The organism is Thiomicrorhabdus hydrogeniphila, assembly GCF_054656895.1.
This window is the reverse complement of the sequence record NZ_BAAHXL010000001.1, coordinates 2,599,931-2,616,137: the sequence shown is the minus strand read 5'-3', so window position 1 is coordinate 2,616,137 and position 16,207 is coordinate 2,599,931. Positions and strand designations below refer to the sequence as shown.

Sequence of the window (16,207 nt, the reverse complement as noted above, 5' to 3'; positions counted from 1 at the left end):
TATATGTAAGAGTTAATCTCAAATTTGGAGAAAAATGAATGGCGACTATTAACCAGTTGGTGCGTAAGCCGCGTAAAGATAAGCGTAAAGTTTCTAACGTTGCAGCGTTGCAGGCATGTCCTCAACGTCGTGGTGTTTGTACGCGTGTTTATACAACAACCCCTAAGAAGCCTAACTCTGCTCTGCGTAAAGTTGCGCGTGTACGTTTAACGAATGGCTATGAAGTAGCTTCCTATATTGGTGGTGAAGGTCATAACCTTCAAGAGCACTCGGTGATCCTTATCCGTGGTGGTCGTGTAAAAGATTTACCTGGTGTGCGATATCACACAGTTCGTGGTGCATTAGATTGCGCTGGCGTATCTGATCGTAAACAAGGTCGTTCTAAGTACGGTGCGAAACGTCCTAAAGGTTAGTAACTAACTTTTAAACATACGTTTTGCAACAATTTGTGTTCAATTTATACCGGAAGAGTTAAGAATGGCAAGAAGAAGAGAAATACCAAAGCGTCAGGTTCTACCTGATCCTAAGTTTGGTGATACAACGTTAACAAAATTCGTTAACATGATTATGGTAAGCGGTAAAAAAGCAGTAGCTGAAAAAATCGTTTACGATGCGCTAGATGTTTTAGTAGAGCGTAAAAAAGGTGGCGAGCATGCATCGTTGCTTAAAGAAGCATTAGATAACATCGGTCCTATGGTTGAGGTTAAATCTCGCCGTGTGGGTGGTGCAACTTATCAGGTTCCTGTTGAAGTTCGTCCAGACCGTAAAGTTGCGCTAGCAATGCGTTGGCTTGTAGAAGCTTCACGTAAGCGTAGCGAAAAAGGCATGATGCTAAGATTAGCTGGTGAGTTAGGTGACGCACTAGAAGGTCGTGGCTCGGCTGTTAAGAAAAAAGAAGATACCCACAGAATGGCAGAGGCAAACAAAGCCTTCTCACATTTCCGTTGGTAATCTGAAGAGGGCCCTGTTAAGGGCCTTTGTTATTTAATGTTTAACTAAAAAGGTTGATAAAGTGGCACGTACTACCCCTTTAGAAAGATACCGTAATATCGGCATCATGGCACACATTGATGCAGGTAAAACAACAACAACAGAACGTATTCTGTACTATACCGGTGTATCTCACAAAATTGGTGAGGTTCACGACGGTGGTGCAACTATGGACTGGATGGAACAAGAACAAGAACGTGGTATTACTATTACTTCAGCGGCAACAACTGCTCACTGGAGTGGTATGGCTCAGCAATACCCACAACACCGTATCAATATTATCGATACTCCGGGTCACGTTGACTTCACGATTGAAGTTGAACGTTCTCTACGTGTATTAGATGGTGCAGTAACTTGTTTCTGCTCTGTATCAGGTGTTGAGCCTCAGTCTGAGACTGTATGGCGTCAAGCTGATAAATATGGTGTACCACGTATGGGGTACGTCAATAAGATGGACCGTGCAGGTGCAAACTTCTTAAACGTAAACCAAATGGTTATTGATCGTTTAGGTGCTAACCCTGTTCCTATGCAGTTACCAATTGGTGCTGAAGAGACTTTCCGTGGTGTTGTTGATCTTGTTAAGATGAAAGCAATCTATTGGGAAGAAGAAAACATGGGTATGCAGTTTACCTATGAAGATATTCCAGAAGATATGGTTGATCTTGCGAATGAATGGCGCGAGAAAATGGTTGAAACGGCTGCCGAAGCTTCTGAAGAGCTTATGGATAAATACCTTGAAGAAGGTGATTTATCTGAAGAAGATATTAAATTTGGTATTCGTAAACGTTGTATCGATGTTGAAATCGTTCCAATGTTCTGTGGTTCATCATTTAAGAACAAAGGTGTTCAAACCTTGCTTGATGGTGTTATCGACTACATGCCTGCGCCAATGGATGTTCCAGCTATTCAAGGTGAACTTGAAGATGGTACTGCAGCAGAGCGTCACTCAACAGACGACGAGCCATTTGCTTCTTTAGCATTTAAAATCATGACTGACCCTTATGTTGGAACTCTAACATTCTTCCGTGTTTACTCAGGTACTTTAGCGGCTGGTAGTCCAGTTTATAACTCAGTAAAAGAAAAACGTGAACGTGTTGGTCGTATTCTACAGATGCACTCTAACTCTCGTGAAGAGATTAAAGAAGTGCGTGCTGGTGATATCGCTTGTGCCGTTGGTCTTAAAGATACAACAACAGGTGATACTTTATGTGATCCTGATAATAAAATTGTTCTAGAACGTATGGAATTCCCTGAGCCAGTTATCTCGATTGCTATCGAGCCAAAAACAAAAGCTGACCAAGAAAAAATGGGTATTGCACTTCAAAAGCTTGCTGCTGAAGATCCATCGTTCCGTGTTCATTCTGATGAAGAAACCAATCAAACAATCATCTCTGGTATGGGTGAGCTTCACCTAGATATCATTGTTGACCGTATGAAGCGTGAATTTAGCGTTGAAGCTAACGTTGGTGCACCTCAGGTATCTTATCGTGAAACGATCAAAACAGCGGTTGAAGCAGACGGTAAGTTTGTTCGTCAATCTGGTGGTCGTGGTCAGTATGGTCATGTTGTATTCAAAATTTACCCACGTGAACCTGGTGAAGGTTTTGAGTTTATTAACTCTATCGTTGGTGGTGCTGTACCTCGTGAATACATTGGTGCTGTTGAAAAAGGTGCAAAAGCTCAGCTAGAAAGCGGTGTTATTGCAGGCTTCCCAATGGTTGATGTAGGTGTTGAACTTATTGATGGTTCATACCACGATGTTGACTCGAACGAAATGGCGTTCTCTGTAGCGGCTGGTATGGGTATTAAAAATGGTACTCAACAAGCTAATCCAGTTATTCTAGAGCCAATTATGGCTGTTGAAGTTACCACGCCAGAAGAGTACATGGGTGATATCATCGGTGACCTTAACCGTCGTCGTGGTATGGTTGCAAGCATGGATGACATTCCTACTGGTAAGTCAATCAAAGCTGAAGTACCATTATCAGAAATGTTTGGTTATTCAAATTCAATGCGTTCATTAACGCAAGGTCGTGCTAACTACAGCATGGTGTTTGCGAAATACAATGACGCACCGAAGAATATCCAAGAAGAAATCATTGCAAGTGTCAAAAAAGGCGCTTAATACATTTAGTTAAATCCAGGCCCACTTAATAGGTGGGTCTTTGCTTAATATAGGTATTTTAAAATGGCAAAAGAAAAATTTGAACGCGCGAAACTGCACGTAAACGTAGGCACCATTGGTCACGTTGACCATGGTAAAACAACTCTAACTGCGGCACTAACAATTGTGCAAGGAAAGAAGTACGGTGGAGACATCAAAGACTTCGCATCAATTGATAACGCACCAGAAGAAAGGGATCGTGGTATCACTATCTCAACGTCACACGTTGAATATGAATCAGATACACGTCACTACGCACACGTAGACTGCCCAGGTCACGCCGACTATGTAAAAAACATGATCACCGGTGCGGCACAAATGGACGGCGCAATCCTAGTATGTTCAGCAGCAGACGGACCAATGCCACAAACACGTGAGCACATCCTTCTATCACGTCAAGTAGGTGTACCATACATCGTAGTATTCCTAAACAAAGCCGACATGGTAGACGACGAAGAACTAATGGAACTAGTAGAAATGGAAGTTCGTGAACTTCTAGACATGTACGAATTCCCAGGTGACGACACACCAGTAATCATCGGTTCAGCTACACTAGCGATCGCTGACGACCAATCAGAAATTGGCGCACCAGCAATCGGCCGTTTAGTAGACGCTTTAGATGCCTACATCCCAGATCCAGTACGTGAAACTGACAAACCATTCCTAATGCCAGTAGAAGACATCTTCTCAATCCAAGGACGTGGAACAGTAGCAACAGGACGTGTAGAAACAGGTGTTGTAAAAGTTGGTGAAGAAATCGAAATCGTAGGAATTCGCCCAACAACAGTAACCACGGTTACTGGTGTAGAAATGTTCCGTAAACTGCTTGACCAAGGTGAAGCGGGTGATAACGTAGGTATCCTACTACGTGGAACAAAACGTGAAGACATCGAACGTGGACAAGTACTAGCCCATAAAGGTTCAGTAACACCACATACTAAGTTCGAAGCCGAAGTATACGTTTTAGGTAAAGACGAAGGTGGACGTCACACTCCATTCTTCAACGGTTACCGTCCACAGTTCTACTTCCGTACAACGGACGTAACAGGTGCATGTGAATTACCAGCAGGAACAGAAATGGTTATGCCTGGTGATAACGTACAAATGACTGTAGAGTTAATCAACCCAGTAGCAATGGCAGAAGGATTACGTTTTGCCATTCGTGAAGGTGGACGTACAGTTGGTGCAGGTGTTGTTGCTAAAATTATTGCTTAATTTTAGTTAATATACATTTGTTATAAAAAAGGGAGCCTCGGCTCCCTTTTTTTGTGCCCAGACTTTATTAAATACAAAAATATACGTATAGTAGGTTGATAAAATTATTGTTAGGTTGGCTTATGTATCGTGTTGAATGTCTCTTTAATAGTTTGGTAATACGTCTAATTATTAGTTTAGTTTTTCTATTACCTGTTTCTATTTTTACAGTAATGCCTTTGTTGATTGCTCCATTTGCCATAATTAAAGGAAATGTTTTATTGGGTATTGTGGTCTTAATTTTCACCGTACCAGTTGTGATAGGTGTAATTGGTATGTTACGACGGTTGGTTACTATCAGTAATAAGGAGAATGAAAGTTTTCATAAGAATACAAGAGTCATGTTACTAAGTGGGGTTATTAGTAGTCTTTTAATAATAGTTATACACAACTTTGGTGTTATTAATTTTAAAAATGATATATCAAATATATTTGTATACTTATTTGCGGGTTGTTTACTTCTGTTATTAGCGACCCCAAAAAAAACAAGCATCCCCGAGAATTTTGATCCTTACGCTTGTAATTGGTGGTTAGGTAAAGGAGTTTTGTTTCTGCTGGCGGCAGGGATGGTGTTATTTTTAGTAGTCATTGTTTTTATAGCATTAATGAGTAATGTACAAATGTAAAAACTGTCACAAGCTTAAAAGCTTTTAAGATTGTTTTATATTTCAGTTGAATCGACTGAAATATAAAACACAAATTACCAGGCCTGGTAAAAACCAAATATTAAACACAAATTACCAGGCCTGGTAAAAACCAAATATTAAACACAAATTACCAGGCCTGGTAAAAACCAAATATTAAACACAAATTACCAGGCCTGGTAAAAACCAAATATTAAACACAAATTACCAGTCCTGGTAAAAACCAAATATTAAACACAAATTACCAGGCCTGGTAAAAACCAAATATTAAACACAAATTACCAGTCCTGGTAAAAACCAAATATTAAACACAAATTACCAGACCTGGTAAAAATCAAATATTAAATACAAATCACCAGGTTTGGTAAAACGAAAAATAGTAATTCATGTATGTTCATGGTTTGGGTAATGATTAATTGAGATTTTTTAGTGAAGTTTTAACTATAGTAATAATCCTGCTGGCTAATTATAGGTCTTGAGTTTCGTTTAGTAGTGTTGAGAGTTGTATTTGAGTTTTATGGGGGAATTTATTTGGTTTATATTCGTTTATTATAAGGGCTTGTTTTAATTTAATTAACTTGGTATAATCCGCTCCCTTAGTTTGTATGCCACTAAAAAGGCATGCTTTTCTATATTCTAAATAAAAGAGAATAAATTATGGCGACTCAAAATATTCGTATTCGCTTGAAAGCGTTTGATCACCGTTTGATTGATCAATCAGCTCGAGAAATTACGGAAACTGCAAAAAGAACTGGTGCGCAAGTACGCGGTCCAATTCCAATGCCAACTCGTAAAGAGCGTTTTACAATTTTGATCTCACCGCACGTTAACAAAGATGCTCGTGATCAGTACGAAATTCGTACTCACAAGCGTTTGTTAGACATTGTTGATCCAACAGAAAAAACTGTTGATGCATTAATGAAGTTAGACTTGGCTGCTGGTGTAGACGTTCAATTGGAACTACGTTAATTCGTAGATAGCGAGTCATCAATCGTAATGACTGGCAACACTATAATAATGAGGTAATGATATGAGTATTGGTATCATTGGTAAAAAAATCGGAATGACTCGTGTGTTTAACGACGAAGGTATTTCAACTCCTGTCACAGTGGTTGAAGTTTCTCCAAATCGTATTACACAAATCAAGACTTTAGAGTCTGATGGGTATTCTGCGATTCAGGTTACAACTGGATCAGTGCACGCAGGACGCGTAAGCAAGCCTGCTGCAGGACACTTTGCTAAAGCAGGTGTTGAAGCTGGTAAGGGTCTTTGGGAATTCCGCACAGAAAATGCTGATGTGGAAGGTCTAGAGGTAGGTTCTGAGTTAACTGTAGAGCGTTTTAATGACATTGCTGTTGTTGATGTAACAGGTACAACCAAAGGTAAAGGTTTCCAAGGTGGTATTAAGCGTCACAACTTCAGTATGCAGGATGCTACTCACGGTAACTCGATCTCTCACCGTTCAAACGGTTCAATCGGGCAAAACCAAACTCCAGGTCGCGTTTTCAAAGGTAAGAAAATGTCTGGTCACATGGGTGATGTTCGTCAAACAACACAGAACTTAGATTTAGTGAAAGTTGATGCAGAGAATGGTCTGTTATTGATTAAGGGTGCAGTCCCTGGTGCTAAAAATAGTACTGTCATTGTTCGTAAAGCTGTTAAGTAAGGTGGGCATGATGGATTTAAAACTAATCGAATTAGCTTCAGGTAAAGAAAACGGCACAGTAGCTGTTTCTGATGCCTTATTTGGTGGAGACTTCAATGAAGCTCTTGTACACCAAGTAGTGACTGCATATATGAATGCAGGACGTCAAGGAACTAAGGGTCAAAAGAACCGTGCCGCAGTACGTGGTGGTGGTGCTAAGCCTTGGAACCAAAAAGGAACTGGTCGTGCTCGTGCTGGTACTATCCGTAGCCCTATCTGGGTTGGTGGTGGACGTGCGTTCCCTGGTCATAACCGTGATTTCTCTCAGAAAGTAAACAAAAAAATGTACCGTGGTGCTATGCGTTCTATCGTAGCCGAGCTTGCTCGTACTGGTCGTTTAATTGTGGTTGATGAGTTCAAGGTTGATGCACCAAAGACTAAAGAATTTAATGCAAAACTTGCACAGTTAAAGATTACTGATGCATTAGTTATCACTGAAGGTTTTGACGAGTATTTGTATTTGTCAGCACGTAACCTTTATGGTGCAGATGTGTGTGATGTTGCGTCAATTGATCCTGTAAGCCTTATTGGTTTTCAGAACGTTGTAATGACTCAAGGTGCAGTTAAGCAGCTAGAGGAGCAATTAGCATGAATCAAGAAAGAATTCTAAAAGTATTGCTAGCGCCACATGTTTCTGAAAAATCAGCAAACATGGCTGATGCTACAGGTCAATACGTTTTTAAAGTAGAGCCGACAGCTACTAAAACAGAAGTAAAGGCAGCAGTAGAGTCTTTATTTGAAGTTAAAGTGCAGTCTGTAAATATGATTAACCTTAAAGGTAAGCGTAAAGTCTTCAAAGGTCGTCAAGGACAACGTAATGGTGTGCGTAAAGCAATCGTTCGTTTAGCGCCTGGTCAAGACATTGACTTCGCTTCAGCTGAATAAGGAGTTCACGCATGGCAATTATTAAAAAATCTAAACCGACTTCTCCAGGTCGTCGATTTGTTGTAAGTGTTGTTGAGCCAAGTTTACATAAAGGTAAGCCTCATTCAGCGTTACTTGAAAAGAAATCAAAATCAGGTGGTCGTAACAACAACGGTCGTATTACTGTTCGTCATCACGGTGGTGGTCACAAACAGCATTATCGTATGGTTGACTTTAAACGTTCTAAAGCCGGTGTTCCAGCTACAGTAGAACGTCTTGAATATGATCCTAATCGTTCAGCACACATTGCATTACTTAAATATGCAGATGGTGAACGTGCTTATATTATCGCTCCTAAGAACTTAGTAGCTGGTGATGTAATTGAAACTGGTGATCACGTAGCAATCAAAACAGGTAACTGTTTGCCGATGCGTAATATCCCAGTTGGTACAATCGTACACAACTTAGAAATGCGTCCAGGAAAAGGTGCTCAAATTGCACGTTCTGCTGGTGCATCAGCTTCAATCGTTGGTAAAGATGGTATTTACGTACTGGTTCGTTTACGTTCTGGTGAAATGCGTAAAATCCTTGCTGAATGTAAAGCAACGATTGGTGAAGTTGGTAACTCTGAGCATAGCTTACGTAAGTTAGGTAAGGCTGGTGCAACGCGCTGGCGCGGTGTTCGTCCTACTGTTCGAGGTGTTGCGATGAACCCTGTTGATCACCCACATGGTGGTGGTGAAGGTCGTACATCTGGTGGTCGTAACCCAGTTACTCCATGGGGTGTTCCGACTAAAGGTAAGAAGACTCGTAGCAATAAACGTACTGATGGAATGATCGTACGTCGTAGAAACAAAAAATAAGGAAGGACACTGATGCCACGTTCAGTTAAAAAAGGACCTTTTGTTGATCATCACTTATTTAAAAAAGTGGTAGAGGCACAAGAATCTGGTAATAAACGTCCAATTAAAACATGGTCACGTAGATCTATGATCTTACCTGATATGATCGGCTTAACAATTGCTGTTCATAACGGTAAAGAGCATATCCCAGTTTTCGTATCAGAAAACATGGTTGGCCATAAATTGGGTGAATTTTCAATGACTCGTTATTATCGCGGACATGCCGCGGATAAGAAAGCCAAGCGCTAGTAGGGGAATAATATGCAAGTAAGTGCAACACATAAATTTGCTCGTATCTCTCCACAGAAAGCTCGCCTTGTAGCAGACTTAATCCGTGGTAAAGATGTAGAAACAGCAGTTAATATTTTAGCATTTAGCGATAAAAAGGCCGCAAGCCTAATGAAAGCAGTTTTAAACTCTGCAATTGCTAACGCTGAAAATAATGAAGGTGCTGATATCGATGAATTAAAAGTTACTGCAGCATTTGTTGATGCAGGACCAATCATGAAGCGTATGCGCGCTCGTGCTAAAGGTCGTGGTAACCGTATTTTAAAACGTATCAGTCACATCACCGTCACTGTTGGCGATAAATAAGGAGAATCAGAATGGGTCAAAAAGTTCATCCTATTGGGATTCGTCTTGGGATCACAAAAGATTGGAATTCTCGTTGGTACGCGGATAGCAAAAACTATTCTGATAACTTAATCAGTGATGTTGAGATTCGTAACGAGTTAAACAAAAAATTAAAGCATGCTTCAATCAGTAAAATTAACATTGAACGCGTAGCAAATGGAGTTCGTGTAACGATTCATACTGCTCGTCCAGGTGTTGTTATTGGTAAGAAGGGTGAAGATATTGAAAAGCTAAAAGCATCGCTTTCAGCTTTAACTGGTTTACCAGTAAATATCAATATTGAAGAAATTAAAAAACCTGAGCTAGATGCTAAATTAGTTGCTGAGTCTATTTCTCAACAATTAGAAAAGCGTATCCAGTTCCGTCGTGCCATGAAGCGTGCTGTAGGTAATGCAATGCGTATTGGTGCTGAAGGTATCAAGGTTACGGTTTCAGGTCGTTTAAACGGTGCTGATATTGCACGTGCAGAATGGTATAGAGAAGGACGTGTTCCTCTTCATACTTTCCGTGCTGATATCGACTATGCAACCTATGAAGCAGACACAACTTACGGCAAAATTGGCGTAAAAGTATGGATCTTCAAAGGTGAAAAGCTTGGTAAGCTTGCATTAGATGACAATAATCAATCTAAGGGCAAAAAAGGCCGTAATTAAAAGGATTTCCAACTATGTTAATGCCTAAACGTACAAAATTTAGAAAAGTACACAAAGGACGTAACCGTGGTCTAGCACAAGTCGGTAACAAAGTTAGCTTTGGTGATTTTGGTCTTAAAGCCTTAGAAAGAGGCCGTATGACTTCACGTCAAATCGAAGCTGGTCGTCGTGTTATGACTCGTCACGTTAAACGTGGAGCCAAAATTTGGATCCGCGTATTCCCTGATAAACCAATTACTAACAAACCTCTTGAGGTTCGTATGGGTAAAGGTAAGGGTAGTGTTGAATATTGGGTAGCTCAAATTCAGCCAGGACGCGTTTTATACGAAATCCAGGGTGTAAATGAGCAATTAGCACGCGAAGCTTTTGAGCTTGCAGCGGCTAAATTACCTTTTAAAACACAAGTTGTAACAAGAACGGTGATGTAAATGACTGCTAAAGAATTAAATGAAAAAACAGTTGAAGAGCTTAATGCTGAATTGCTTGATCTTTTGAAAGAGCAATTTAACTTAAGAATGCAAAACGCAACTGGTCAGTTATCTAACTCAGCACAATTAAAAACGACTCGTCGTTCAATTGCGCGTGTTAAAACCATCATTCGTCAAAAAGTGAGTAAGTAAAGATGGCTGGTCAAGAAAAGAAAGCACGTACAATGCAGGGTGTAGTTGTTAGTAACGGTATGCAAGATTCTATCGTTGTTTCAATCGCACGTTTCATTAAACATGCAAAATACAAAAAATTTATTAAGAAATCGACTAAAGTAATGGCTCACGATGCTGAAAATGCTTGTGGTGTTGGAGATACAGTAACTATTCAAGAAACTGCACCAATCTCTAAAAACAAGTCATGGACTCTAGTTTCGATTGACGATAAAGCAAAAATTTAAGATTTATAGCATTTCCGAAAATTATCTGTTATAATCCTCGGAATCTACTTAGCCACTTTAAAGAATAAGCCTAATTTTAGATTAGGAACTCTTCTTTTTAGTGGTTTTTGTGCTGTAAGTAATTTTTAAGTTTATGGATGGAGTACCACCATGATTCAAATGCAAACTGTGCTTGATGTTGCTGATAACAGCGGAGCAAAGCGCGTCCAATGCATTAAAGTATTAGGCGGATCAAAACGTCGTTATGCTGGTGTTGGTGACGTAATTAAAGTGAGTGTAAAAGAAGCTGCACCACGTGGAAAAGTGAAGAAAGGTGATGTTTATAATGCCGTAGTTGTTCGTACAGCTAAAGGTGTAAGACGTCAGGATGGTTCTTTGATTAAGTTTGATGGCAATGCTGCTGTAATTCTTAATGCAAAACATGAGCCAATCGGAACACGTATCTTCGGTCCAGTAACTCGTGAGTTACGAAACGACAAGTTTATGAAAATCGTTTCTTTAGCTCCTGAAGTTCTATAAGGAAGACGTAATGAATCGTTTAAAAAAAGGTGATGAAATTATCGTTATTACTGGTAAAGACAAGGGGAAACGTGGTTCTGTTTCTTCAGTTTTATCTAACGGTAAGGTTCTAGTAGATGGTATCAACCTTGTTAAGAAACACACTAAATCAAACCCTATGACGGGTGCGCAAGGTGGGATTGTTTCTAAAGAGATGCCAATCGATGCCTCAAATGTGGCTTTAGTAAATCCTGAAACTAATAAAGCTGACAAAGTTGGTTTTAAAGTTGAAGGTGATGCAAAAATCCGTTTCTTTAAATCTAATGGTAAAGCTGTTGACGCTTAATTAAGGATATAAAGATGGCAAGATTACAAAAAATGTATAAAGAGCAAGTTGTTTCTAAATTAGTAGAACAATTTGGTTATCAGTCTCCAATGCAGGCTCCTAAGTTGACTAAGATTACAATCAACATGGGTGTTGGCGATGCGATTGCTGATAAAAAAGTTTTAGATAATGCTGTTTCTGATATGGAAGCAATTGCAGGTCAGAAAGCAATAAAGACTTTAGCTCGTAAATCGGTAGCAAGCTTTAAGGTCCGTGATGGATACCCTTTAGGTTGTAAAGTGACTTTACGTGGCGAAAAGATGTATGAGTTTTTAGATCGTCTAATCAATATCGCGTTACCTCGTGTACGTGACTTCCGTGGTGTAAACCCGAAAGCATTTGATGGTCGTGGAAACTATAACTTAGGCCTTAAAGAGCAAATTATTTTCCCTGAAATCGAGTTTGAAAAAGTTGACAAAATCCGCGGTATGGATATCAACTTTGCAACAACTGCACAAACTAACGACGAAGCGAAAGCTCTTTTAGAAGCCTTTAACTTTCCGTTTAAGAAATAGAGGTTTTTCTAATGGCTAAGCAATCAATGATTATGCGCGAAGAAAAACGTGCAAAAACTGTTGCTAAATATGCAGAGAAGCGTGCTGCATTAAAAACTGCATCAGTAAATATGTCTTTGAGTTTCGAAGAGCGTATGGATGCAATGGAGAAGTTAGCAAAACTACCTCGTAATGCATCGCCTGTTCGTCAACGTAATCGTTGTCGTTTAACAGGACGCCCACACGGTGTTTATAGAAAATTTGGATTATCGCGCAATATGCTACGTGAATTAGCAATGCAAGGTGATGTTCCAGGATTAAGAAAAGCCAGTTGGTAAGGATAAATATCTATGAGTATGTCTGATCCAATTGCTGATATGTTAACACGCATTCGTAATGGCCAAATGTCTGGTCACTCGAGCGTAGTAATGCCTTCTTCAAAAGTAAAAGCCGCAGTGGCTAAAGTTTTGAATGATGAAGGTTTTATCTCTGCATTCAGCATAAATGACAAAGATGGAAAAGCTGAATTATCAGTGGATCTAAAGTATTTCGAAGGTAAACCAGTTATTGATATGATTAAACGTGTAAGCCGTCCAGGTCTACGTGTTTATAAAAACAAAGATGAGTTACCTAAAGTAATTGGCGGTCTTGGTATCGCTGTAATTTCAACGTCCAAAGGTATTATGACTGACCGCGATGCTAGAGAAGCTGGTATCGGTGGCGAAGTTGTTTGCTACGTAGCATAAGGAAACTATTATGTCTAGAATTGCAAAAGCTCCAGTGAACTTACCTGCAGGTGTAGAAGTGTCTATTTCAGGCACTACTGTAACTGTAAAAGGTTCTAAGGCATCATTAACTAAAGAGTTTAACCCTTCAGTTATTGTTAAAAATGATGCTGGCGTTGTAACTTGTGCACCAGTTGAAGGTGCACCAAACGGTTGGGCTCAAGCAGGTACTGCTCGTTCAATCATCAACAACATGGTTGTTGGTGTAACTGACGGTTTTGAAAAGAAATTAGAATTAGTTGGTGTTGGTTACCGTGCTAAAGCTGAAGGGAAAGTATTAGATCTTACTCTTGGTTTTTCACACCCAGTTAAACATGCATTACCTGAAGGTATTACTGTTGAAACTCCAACCCAAACTGAAATTGTTGTAAAAGGTGCAGATAAGCAAGTTGTTGGACAAGTTGCTGCAGAGATCCGTGGATACCGTCCACCAGAGCCTTATAAAGGTAAAGGTGTTAAGTATGCAGGTGAGCGCATTTTACGTAAAGAAGCTAAGAAGAAATAAGGCTGAGTCGATATGGATAAGAAAACAGCCCGTCTTCGTAGAGCTAAGAAAACTCGTGGAAAAATTAACGAGCTTAAAATGCCAAGACTTTGCGTACACCGCACTGCTCAGCACATTTATGCCCAGTTAATTTCTGCAAGTGGTTCAGAAGTTATTGCTTCTAGCTCTACTGTACAAGCGGACGTTAAAAAAGAAATTAGTAACACTGGTAATAAAGATGCTGCAGCTGCAGTAGGAAAAGCGATTGCTGAAAAAGCAAAAGCTGCTGGAATTACCGCTGTTGCTTTTGACCGTTCTGGTTTTAAATATCACGGACGCATCCAACAATTAGCAGAATCAGCCCGTGAAAACGGTCTTGAATTTTAATAGAAGGATTAATTATGTCTTCACGTGAATTACAAGACGGACAAGATGGTCTAATTGAAAAATTAGTAAATGTACGTCGTGTAGCTAAAGTTGTAAAAGGTGGTCGTGTATTTGCATTCTCAGCACTAGCAGTAGTTGGTGATGGTGAAGGTAAAGTTGGTTACGGTAGCGGTAAAGCTAACGAAGTACCAGTGGCTATCAAAAAAGCAATGGAAAAAGCTCGTCGTAACATGAGAGATATACATTTAAACAATGGTACTATCCAATACCCAATTAACTTCAAACAAGGGGCGGCTAACATTGTTATGCTTCCTGCGTCTGAAGGTACTGGTGTAATTGCTGGTGGTGCTATGCGTGCAGTTTTAGAAGCTGCAGGTGTTAAAGATGTACTTTCAAAATGTGTAGGTACTACACGTCCAGTTAACGTTGTTCGTTCTACGGTTAATGCACTTTCAGGGATTTCAAGTCCTGAATATATTGCAGCTAAACGTGGCAAAACAGTTAATGAAATTGTAGGTGAGTAAGATGTCAGATAAAAAATATGTCACTTTAACGTTGGTAAAAAGCACTATTGGTCGTTTACCTGCGCATAGAGCATGTGTATCTGGTCTTGGTCTTAGAAAGATGCACCAAACAGTAAGCGTTATTGATACTCCAGAAAATCGTGGAATGATCAATAAGGTTTCCTATTTGCTTAAGGTAGAGGAAGCTTAAAATGCAGTTAAATACTCTTAAACCTGCTGAAGGTTCTAAACCTTCTAAAAAGCGTGTAGGTCGTGGTCAAGGTTCTGGCTGGGGTAAGATGGGTGGCCGTGGTCATAAAGGTCAAAAATCTCGCTCTGGTGGTATGCCTAAGATTGGTTTTGAAGGTGGGCAAATGCCTCTTCAAAGAAGATTGCCAAAAGTTGGTTTCTCTTCACGCAAATCTGCATACGCAACCGAGATTCGTCTTGATACATTAGCAAAAATTGATGCTGAAATCATTGACGTCGCAGCGCTTAAAGCGGCTGACGTAATCGGTGATAAAATTAGAGTCGTTAAAGTTATTAACTCAGGTGAAGTAACTAAAGCACTTAAATTATCAGGCATTAAAGCAACTGCTGGTGCTAAAGCAGCTATTGAGGCTGCTGGCGGATCAGTAGAAGCTTAATTATGAATAGTTCTATTGCATCAGGTATGGGTGATTTAAAAAACAAAATTTTATTTGTTTTAGGTGCGTTAATCGTTTATCGATTAGGTACTCATATCCCTGTACCATCAATTGATCCAGTTGCTCTTGCAGCAATGTTTGAACAGCAAAAGGGTACTATCCTGGACATGTTTAACATGTTTTCAGGTGGTGCCCTTCAACGTTTATCTATCTTTGCACTTGGAATCATGCCTTACATTTCTGCATCGATCATTATGCAGCTTCTTACTGTAGTTTCTCCAACTTTGGAACAACTAAAGAAAGAAGGTGAGCAAGGTCGTCGTAAAATAACTCAGTACACTCGTTACGGTACTGTTGTATTGGCTACTTTCCAAGCGTTAGGTGTTGCTATTGCACTGGAATCACAAAATGTGAATGGTATGTCTGTAGTAATTGACCCTGGTCTAATGTTTAGACTAACGGCAGTTGTTACCTTAGTTGGTGGAACTATTTTCCTAATGTGGTTAGGGGAACAGATTACTGAACGCGGAATTGGTAACGGGATATCTTTGATAATCTTTGCCGGTATCGTTGCAGGTTTACCAGCAGCGCTAGGTGGGACATTTGAACAGGTTAATACAGGTGCTATGCACGCAATTACAATTTTTGTATTGTTAGCGTTAGTATTTGCAGTTATTTACTTCGTTGTATTCGTAGAACGTGGACAAAGACGCATTCCTGTTCACTATGCGCAAAAGATGCGTGGGCGTAAGTTATTTGGTGGTCAAGAGTCGCATCTTCCCCTAAAACTTAATATGGCTGGAGTGATTCCTCCCATCTTTGCTTCGAGTATTATCCTTTTTCCGGCTACGTTAGGTGGTTGGTTTGGTAGTGCTGAAGGTCTAGGATGGTTGAAGGACATCGCCACGACGATGTCACCAGGTCAGCCGCTTTACGTGCTTTTGTATGCAATAGCTATAATTTTCTTCTGTTTCTTTTACACTGCGATTGTTTTCAATCCTAAAGAAACAGCGGATAACTTAAGAAAATCAGGTGCCTATTTACCAGGTATCAGACCCGGTGCTCAAACAGCACGTCATATTGATAGTATTATGGGCCGTCTAACTTTAGCCGGTGCAATGTACATCACAGCCGTATGTTTGTTACCAGAGTTCCTAATTTTATATTGGAACGTTCCATTCTATTTTGGTGGAACTTCGCTACTCATTATTGTTATTGTTGTTATGGATTTCATGACGGCTGTACAGGCACAGATGCAATCTAGCCAGTACGAAGGAATGATGAAAAAAGCAAATTTAAAAGGTAAATAACAAAACTTGTTATATATCT

Annotated in this window: 27 protein-coding genes; all 27 read left to right on the top strand. The window is 39.9% G+C overall.

Annotated elements, in window-relative coordinates; genetic code table 11:
* Nucleotides 1-38: 38 nt before the first annotated feature.
* The gene (gene rpsL / locus ACYQ0E_RS11825) at nt 39-413 is read left to right on the top strand and encodes a 30S ribosomal protein S12 (protein ID WP_040726436.1); all 375 of its coding nucleotides are present in this window, start codon (nt 39-41) and stop codon (nt 411-413) included.
* Nucleotides 414-477: 64 nt separating this feature from the next.
* Nucleotides 478-951, top strand: a complete 474-nt coding sequence (gene rpsG / locus ACYQ0E_RS11820; protein WP_460188428.1) for a 30S ribosomal protein S7 — start codon at nt 478-480, stop codon at nt 949-951.
* 61 nt (nt 952-1,012) lie between these two features.
* Nucleotides 1,013-3,115 (top strand): elongation factor G, encoded by a 2,103-nt coding sequence (gene fusA, locus ACYQ0E_RS11815; RefSeq protein WP_460188427.1) that lies wholly within the window; start codon nt 1,013-1,015, stop codon nt 3,113-3,115.
* Nucleotides 3,116-3,178: 63 nt separating this feature from the next.
* The gene (tuf, locus tag ACYQ0E_RS11810; RefSeq protein WP_460188426.1) at nt 3,179-4,369 is read left to right on the top strand and encodes an elongation factor Tu; all 1,191 of its coding nucleotides are present in this window, start codon (nt 3,179-3,181) and stop codon (nt 4,367-4,369) included.
* A gap of 122 nt (nt 4,370-4,491) precedes the next feature.
* The gene (locus tag ACYQ0E_RS11805) at nt 4,492-5,034 is read left to right on the top strand and encodes a hypothetical protein (protein WP_460188425.1); all 543 of its coding nucleotides are present in this window, start codon (nt 4,492-4,494) and stop codon (nt 5,032-5,034) included.
* 675 nt (nt 5,035-5,709) lie between these two features.
* Entirely contained in the window at nt 5,710-6,021 is a 312-nt protein-coding gene (gene rpsJ / locus ACYQ0E_RS11800) for a 30S ribosomal protein S10 (RefSeq protein ID WP_029406733.1), read from the top strand.
* A 61-nt stretch (nt 6,022-6,082) separates the two neighbouring features.
* The gene (gene rplC / locus ACYQ0E_RS11795; protein ID WP_460188424.1) at nt 6,083-6,718 is read left to right on the top strand and encodes a 50S ribosomal protein L3; all 636 of its coding nucleotides are present in this window, start codon (nt 6,083-6,085) and stop codon (nt 6,716-6,718) included.
* A 10-nt stretch (nt 6,719-6,728) separates the two neighbouring features.
* Entirely contained in the window at nt 6,729-7,349 is a 621-nt protein-coding gene (gene rplD, locus ACYQ0E_RS11790) for a 50S ribosomal protein L4 (protein ID WP_460188423.1), read from the top strand.
* Nucleotides 7,346-7,642 carry a 50S ribosomal protein L23 gene (gene rplW / locus ACYQ0E_RS11785; RefSeq protein ID WP_460188422.1) on the top strand — a complete coding sequence of 99 codons (297 nt, stop codon included), beginning with the start codon at nt 7,346-7,348 and terminating at the stop codon, nt 7,640-7,642. Before rplD ends, rplW begins: the two co-directional genes overlap by 4 nt.
* Before the next feature lie 11 nt (nt 7,643-7,653).
* On the top strand, nt 7,654-8,484 hold the full coding sequence (gene rplB, locus ACYQ0E_RS11780) for a 50S ribosomal protein L2 (RefSeq protein WP_460188421.1): 831 nt from the start codon (nt 7,654-7,656) through the stop codon (nt 8,482-8,484).
* A gap of 12 nt (nt 8,485-8,496) precedes the next feature.
* Nucleotides 8,497-8,772 carry a 30S ribosomal protein S19 gene (rpsS, locus tag ACYQ0E_RS11775; RefSeq protein WP_460188420.1) on the top strand — a complete coding sequence of 92 codons (276 nt, stop codon included), beginning with the start codon at nt 8,497-8,499 and terminating at the stop codon, nt 8,770-8,772.
* 12 nt (nt 8,773-8,784) lie between these two features.
* Nucleotides 8,785-9,117: a 50S ribosomal protein L22 gene (rplV, locus tag ACYQ0E_RS11770; RefSeq protein WP_460188419.1), complete on the top strand. Its 333-nt coding sequence runs from the start codon at nt 8,785-8,787 to the stop codon at nt 9,115-9,117.
* 11 nt (nt 9,118-9,128) lie between these two features.
* Entirely contained in the window at nt 9,129-9,809 is a 681-nt protein-coding gene (rpsC, locus tag ACYQ0E_RS11765; protein ID WP_460188418.1) for a 30S ribosomal protein S3, read from the top strand.
* Nucleotides 9,810-9,823: 14 nt separating this feature from the next.
* Nucleotides 9,824-10,237, top strand: coding sequence for a 50S ribosomal protein L16 (gene rplP / locus ACYQ0E_RS11760; protein ID WP_460188417.1), 414 nt, complete (start codon nt 9,824-9,826; stop codon nt 10,235-10,237).
* Nucleotides 10,238-10,429: a 50S ribosomal protein L29 gene (gene rpmC, locus ACYQ0E_RS11755; RefSeq protein ID WP_040726401.1), complete on the top strand. Its 192-nt coding sequence runs from the start codon at nt 10,238-10,240 to the stop codon at nt 10,427-10,429. It begins immediately after the preceding gene.
* A gap of 2 nt (nt 10,430-10,431) precedes the next feature.
* Entirely contained in the window at nt 10,432-10,695 is a 264-nt protein-coding gene (rpsQ, locus tag ACYQ0E_RS11750; protein WP_460188416.1) for a 30S ribosomal protein S17, read from the top strand.
* A 150-nt stretch (nt 10,696-10,845) separates the two neighbouring features.
* The gene (gene rplN / locus ACYQ0E_RS11745) at nt 10,846-11,214 is read left to right on the top strand and encodes a 50S ribosomal protein L14 (RefSeq protein ID WP_040726393.1); all 369 of its coding nucleotides are present in this window, start codon (nt 10,846-10,848) and stop codon (nt 11,212-11,214) included.
* 10 nt (nt 11,215-11,224) lie between these two features.
* Nucleotides 11,225-11,539 (top strand): 50S ribosomal protein L24, encoded by a 315-nt coding sequence (gene rplX, locus ACYQ0E_RS11740; protein ID WP_460188415.1) that lies wholly within the window; start codon nt 11,225-11,227, stop codon nt 11,537-11,539.
* Nucleotides 11,540-11,553: 14 nt separating this feature from the next.
* Complete coding sequence (gene rplE, locus ACYQ0E_RS11735; protein WP_460188414.1) at nt 11,554-12,093, top strand: 50S ribosomal protein L5; 540 nt, start codon at nt 11,554-11,556, stop codon at nt 12,091-12,093.
* 11 nt (nt 12,094-12,104) lie between these two features.
* Nucleotides 12,105-12,410, top strand: coding sequence for a 30S ribosomal protein S14 (rpsN, locus tag ACYQ0E_RS11730; protein WP_460188413.1), 306 nt, complete (start codon nt 12,105-12,107; stop codon nt 12,408-12,410).
* A 12-nt stretch (nt 12,411-12,422) separates the two neighbouring features.
* Nucleotides 12,423-12,818, top strand: a complete 396-nt coding sequence (gene rpsH / locus ACYQ0E_RS11725) for a 30S ribosomal protein S8 (RefSeq protein WP_460188412.1) — start codon at nt 12,423-12,425, stop codon at nt 12,816-12,818.
* 10 nt (nt 12,819-12,828) lie between these two features.
* Complete coding sequence (gene rplF / locus ACYQ0E_RS11720) at nt 12,829-13,362, top strand: 50S ribosomal protein L6 (RefSeq protein WP_460188411.1); 534 nt, start codon at nt 12,829-12,831, stop codon at nt 13,360-13,362.
* 12 nt (nt 13,363-13,374) lie between these two features.
* Nucleotides 13,375-13,728, top strand: a complete 354-nt coding sequence (gene rplR / locus ACYQ0E_RS11715) for a 50S ribosomal protein L18 (RefSeq protein ID WP_460188410.1) — start codon at nt 13,375-13,377, stop codon at nt 13,726-13,728.
* A 14-nt stretch (nt 13,729-13,742) separates the two neighbouring features.
* The gene (gene rpsE, locus ACYQ0E_RS11710; protein ID WP_460188409.1) at nt 13,743-14,252 is read left to right on the top strand and encodes a 30S ribosomal protein S5; all 510 of its coding nucleotides are present in this window, start codon (nt 13,743-13,745) and stop codon (nt 14,250-14,252) included.
* A 1-nt stretch (nt 14,253) separates the two neighbouring features.
* Nucleotides 14,254-14,442 carry a 50S ribosomal protein L30 gene (rpmD, locus tag ACYQ0E_RS11705; RefSeq protein ID WP_460188408.1) on the top strand — a complete coding sequence of 63 codons (189 nt, stop codon included), beginning with the start codon at nt 14,254-14,256 and terminating at the stop codon, nt 14,440-14,442.
* A gap of 1 nt (nt 14,443) precedes the next feature.
* Nucleotides 14,444-14,878, top strand: coding sequence for a 50S ribosomal protein L15 (rplO, locus tag ACYQ0E_RS11700; protein WP_460188407.1), 435 nt, complete (start codon nt 14,444-14,446; stop codon nt 14,876-14,878).
* A gap of 2 nt (nt 14,879-14,880) precedes the next feature.
* Complete coding sequence (gene secY / locus ACYQ0E_RS11695) at nt 14,881-16,188, top strand: preprotein translocase subunit SecY (RefSeq protein WP_460188406.1); 1,308 nt, start codon at nt 14,881-14,883, stop codon at nt 16,186-16,188.
* The last annotated feature ends 19 nt before the right edge of the window (nt 16,189-16,207 follow it).

Coding starts and splice junctions, on each gene's coding strand:
- rpsL (WP_040726436.1), top strand. CDS start 39: ATGGCGACTATTAACCAGTTGGTGCGTAAGCCGCGTAAAGATAAGCGT.
- rpsG (WP_460188428.1), top strand. CDS start 478: ATGGCAAGAAGAAGAGAAATACCAAAGCGTCAGGTTCTACCTGATCCT.
- tuf (WP_460188426.1), top strand. CDS start 3,179: ATGGCAAAAGAAAAATTTGAACGCGCGAAACTGCACGTAAACGTAGGC.
- ACYQ0E_RS11805 (WP_460188425.1), top strand. CDS start 4,492: ATGTATCGTGTTGAATGTCTCTTTAATAGTTTGGTAATACGTCTAATT.
- rpsJ (WP_029406733.1), top strand. CDS start 5,710: ATGGCGACTCAAAATATTCGTATTCGCTTGAAAGCGTTTGATCACCGT.
- rplC (WP_460188424.1), top strand. CDS start 6,083: ATGAGTATTGGTATCATTGGTAAAAAAATCGGAATGACTCGTGTGTTT.
- rplD (WP_460188423.1), top strand. CDS start 6,729: ATGGATTTAAAACTAATCGAATTAGCTTCAGGTAAAGAAAACGGCACA.
- rplW (WP_460188422.1), top strand. CDS start 7,346: ATGAATCAAGAAAGAATTCTAAAAGTATTGCTAGCGCCACATGTTTCT.
- rplB (WP_460188421.1), top strand. CDS start 7,654: ATGGCAATTATTAAAAAATCTAAACCGACTTCTCCAGGTCGTCGATTT.
- rpsS (WP_460188420.1), top strand. CDS start 8,497: ATGCCACGTTCAGTTAAAAAAGGACCTTTTGTTGATCATCACTTATTT.
- rplV (WP_460188419.1), top strand. CDS start 8,785: ATGCAAGTAAGTGCAACACATAAATTTGCTCGTATCTCTCCACAGAAA.
- rpsC (WP_460188418.1), top strand. CDS start 9,129: ATGGGTCAAAAAGTTCATCCTATTGGGATTCGTCTTGGGATCACAAAA.
- rplP (WP_460188417.1), top strand. CDS start 9,824: ATGTTAATGCCTAAACGTACAAAATTTAGAAAAGTACACAAAGGACGT.
- rpmC (WP_040726401.1), top strand. CDS start 10,238: ATGACTGCTAAAGAATTAAATGAAAAAACAGTTGAAGAGCTTAATGCT.
- rpsQ (WP_460188416.1), top strand. CDS start 10,432: ATGGCTGGTCAAGAAAAGAAAGCACGTACAATGCAGGGTGTAGTTGTT.
- rplN (WP_040726393.1), top strand. CDS start 10,846: ATGATTCAAATGCAAACTGTGCTTGATGTTGCTGATAACAGCGGAGCA.
- rplX (WP_460188415.1), top strand. CDS start 11,225: ATGAATCGTTTAAAAAAAGGTGATGAAATTATCGTTATTACTGGTAAA.
- rplE (WP_460188414.1), top strand. CDS start 11,554: ATGGCAAGATTACAAAAAATGTATAAAGAGCAAGTTGTTTCTAAATTA.
- rpsN (WP_460188413.1), top strand. CDS start 12,105: ATGGCTAAGCAATCAATGATTATGCGCGAAGAAAAACGTGCAAAAACT.
- rpsH (WP_460188412.1), top strand. CDS start 12,423: ATGAGTATGTCTGATCCAATTGCTGATATGTTAACACGCATTCGTAAT.
- rplF (WP_460188411.1), top strand. CDS start 12,829: ATGTCTAGAATTGCAAAAGCTCCAGTGAACTTACCTGCAGGTGTAGAA.
- rplR (WP_460188410.1), top strand. CDS start 13,375: ATGGATAAGAAAACAGCCCGTCTTCGTAGAGCTAAGAAAACTCGTGGA.
- rpsE (WP_460188409.1), top strand. CDS start 13,743: ATGTCTTCACGTGAATTACAAGACGGACAAGATGGTCTAATTGAAAAA.
- rpmD (WP_460188408.1), top strand. CDS start 14,254: ATGTCAGATAAAAAATATGTCACTTTAACGTTGGTAAAAAGCACTATT.
- rplO (WP_460188407.1), top strand. CDS start 14,444: ATGCAGTTAAATACTCTTAAACCTGCTGAAGGTTCTAAACCTTCTAAA.
- secY (WP_460188406.1), top strand. CDS start 14,881: ATGAATAGTTCTATTGCATCAGGTATGGGTGATTTAAAAAACAAAATT.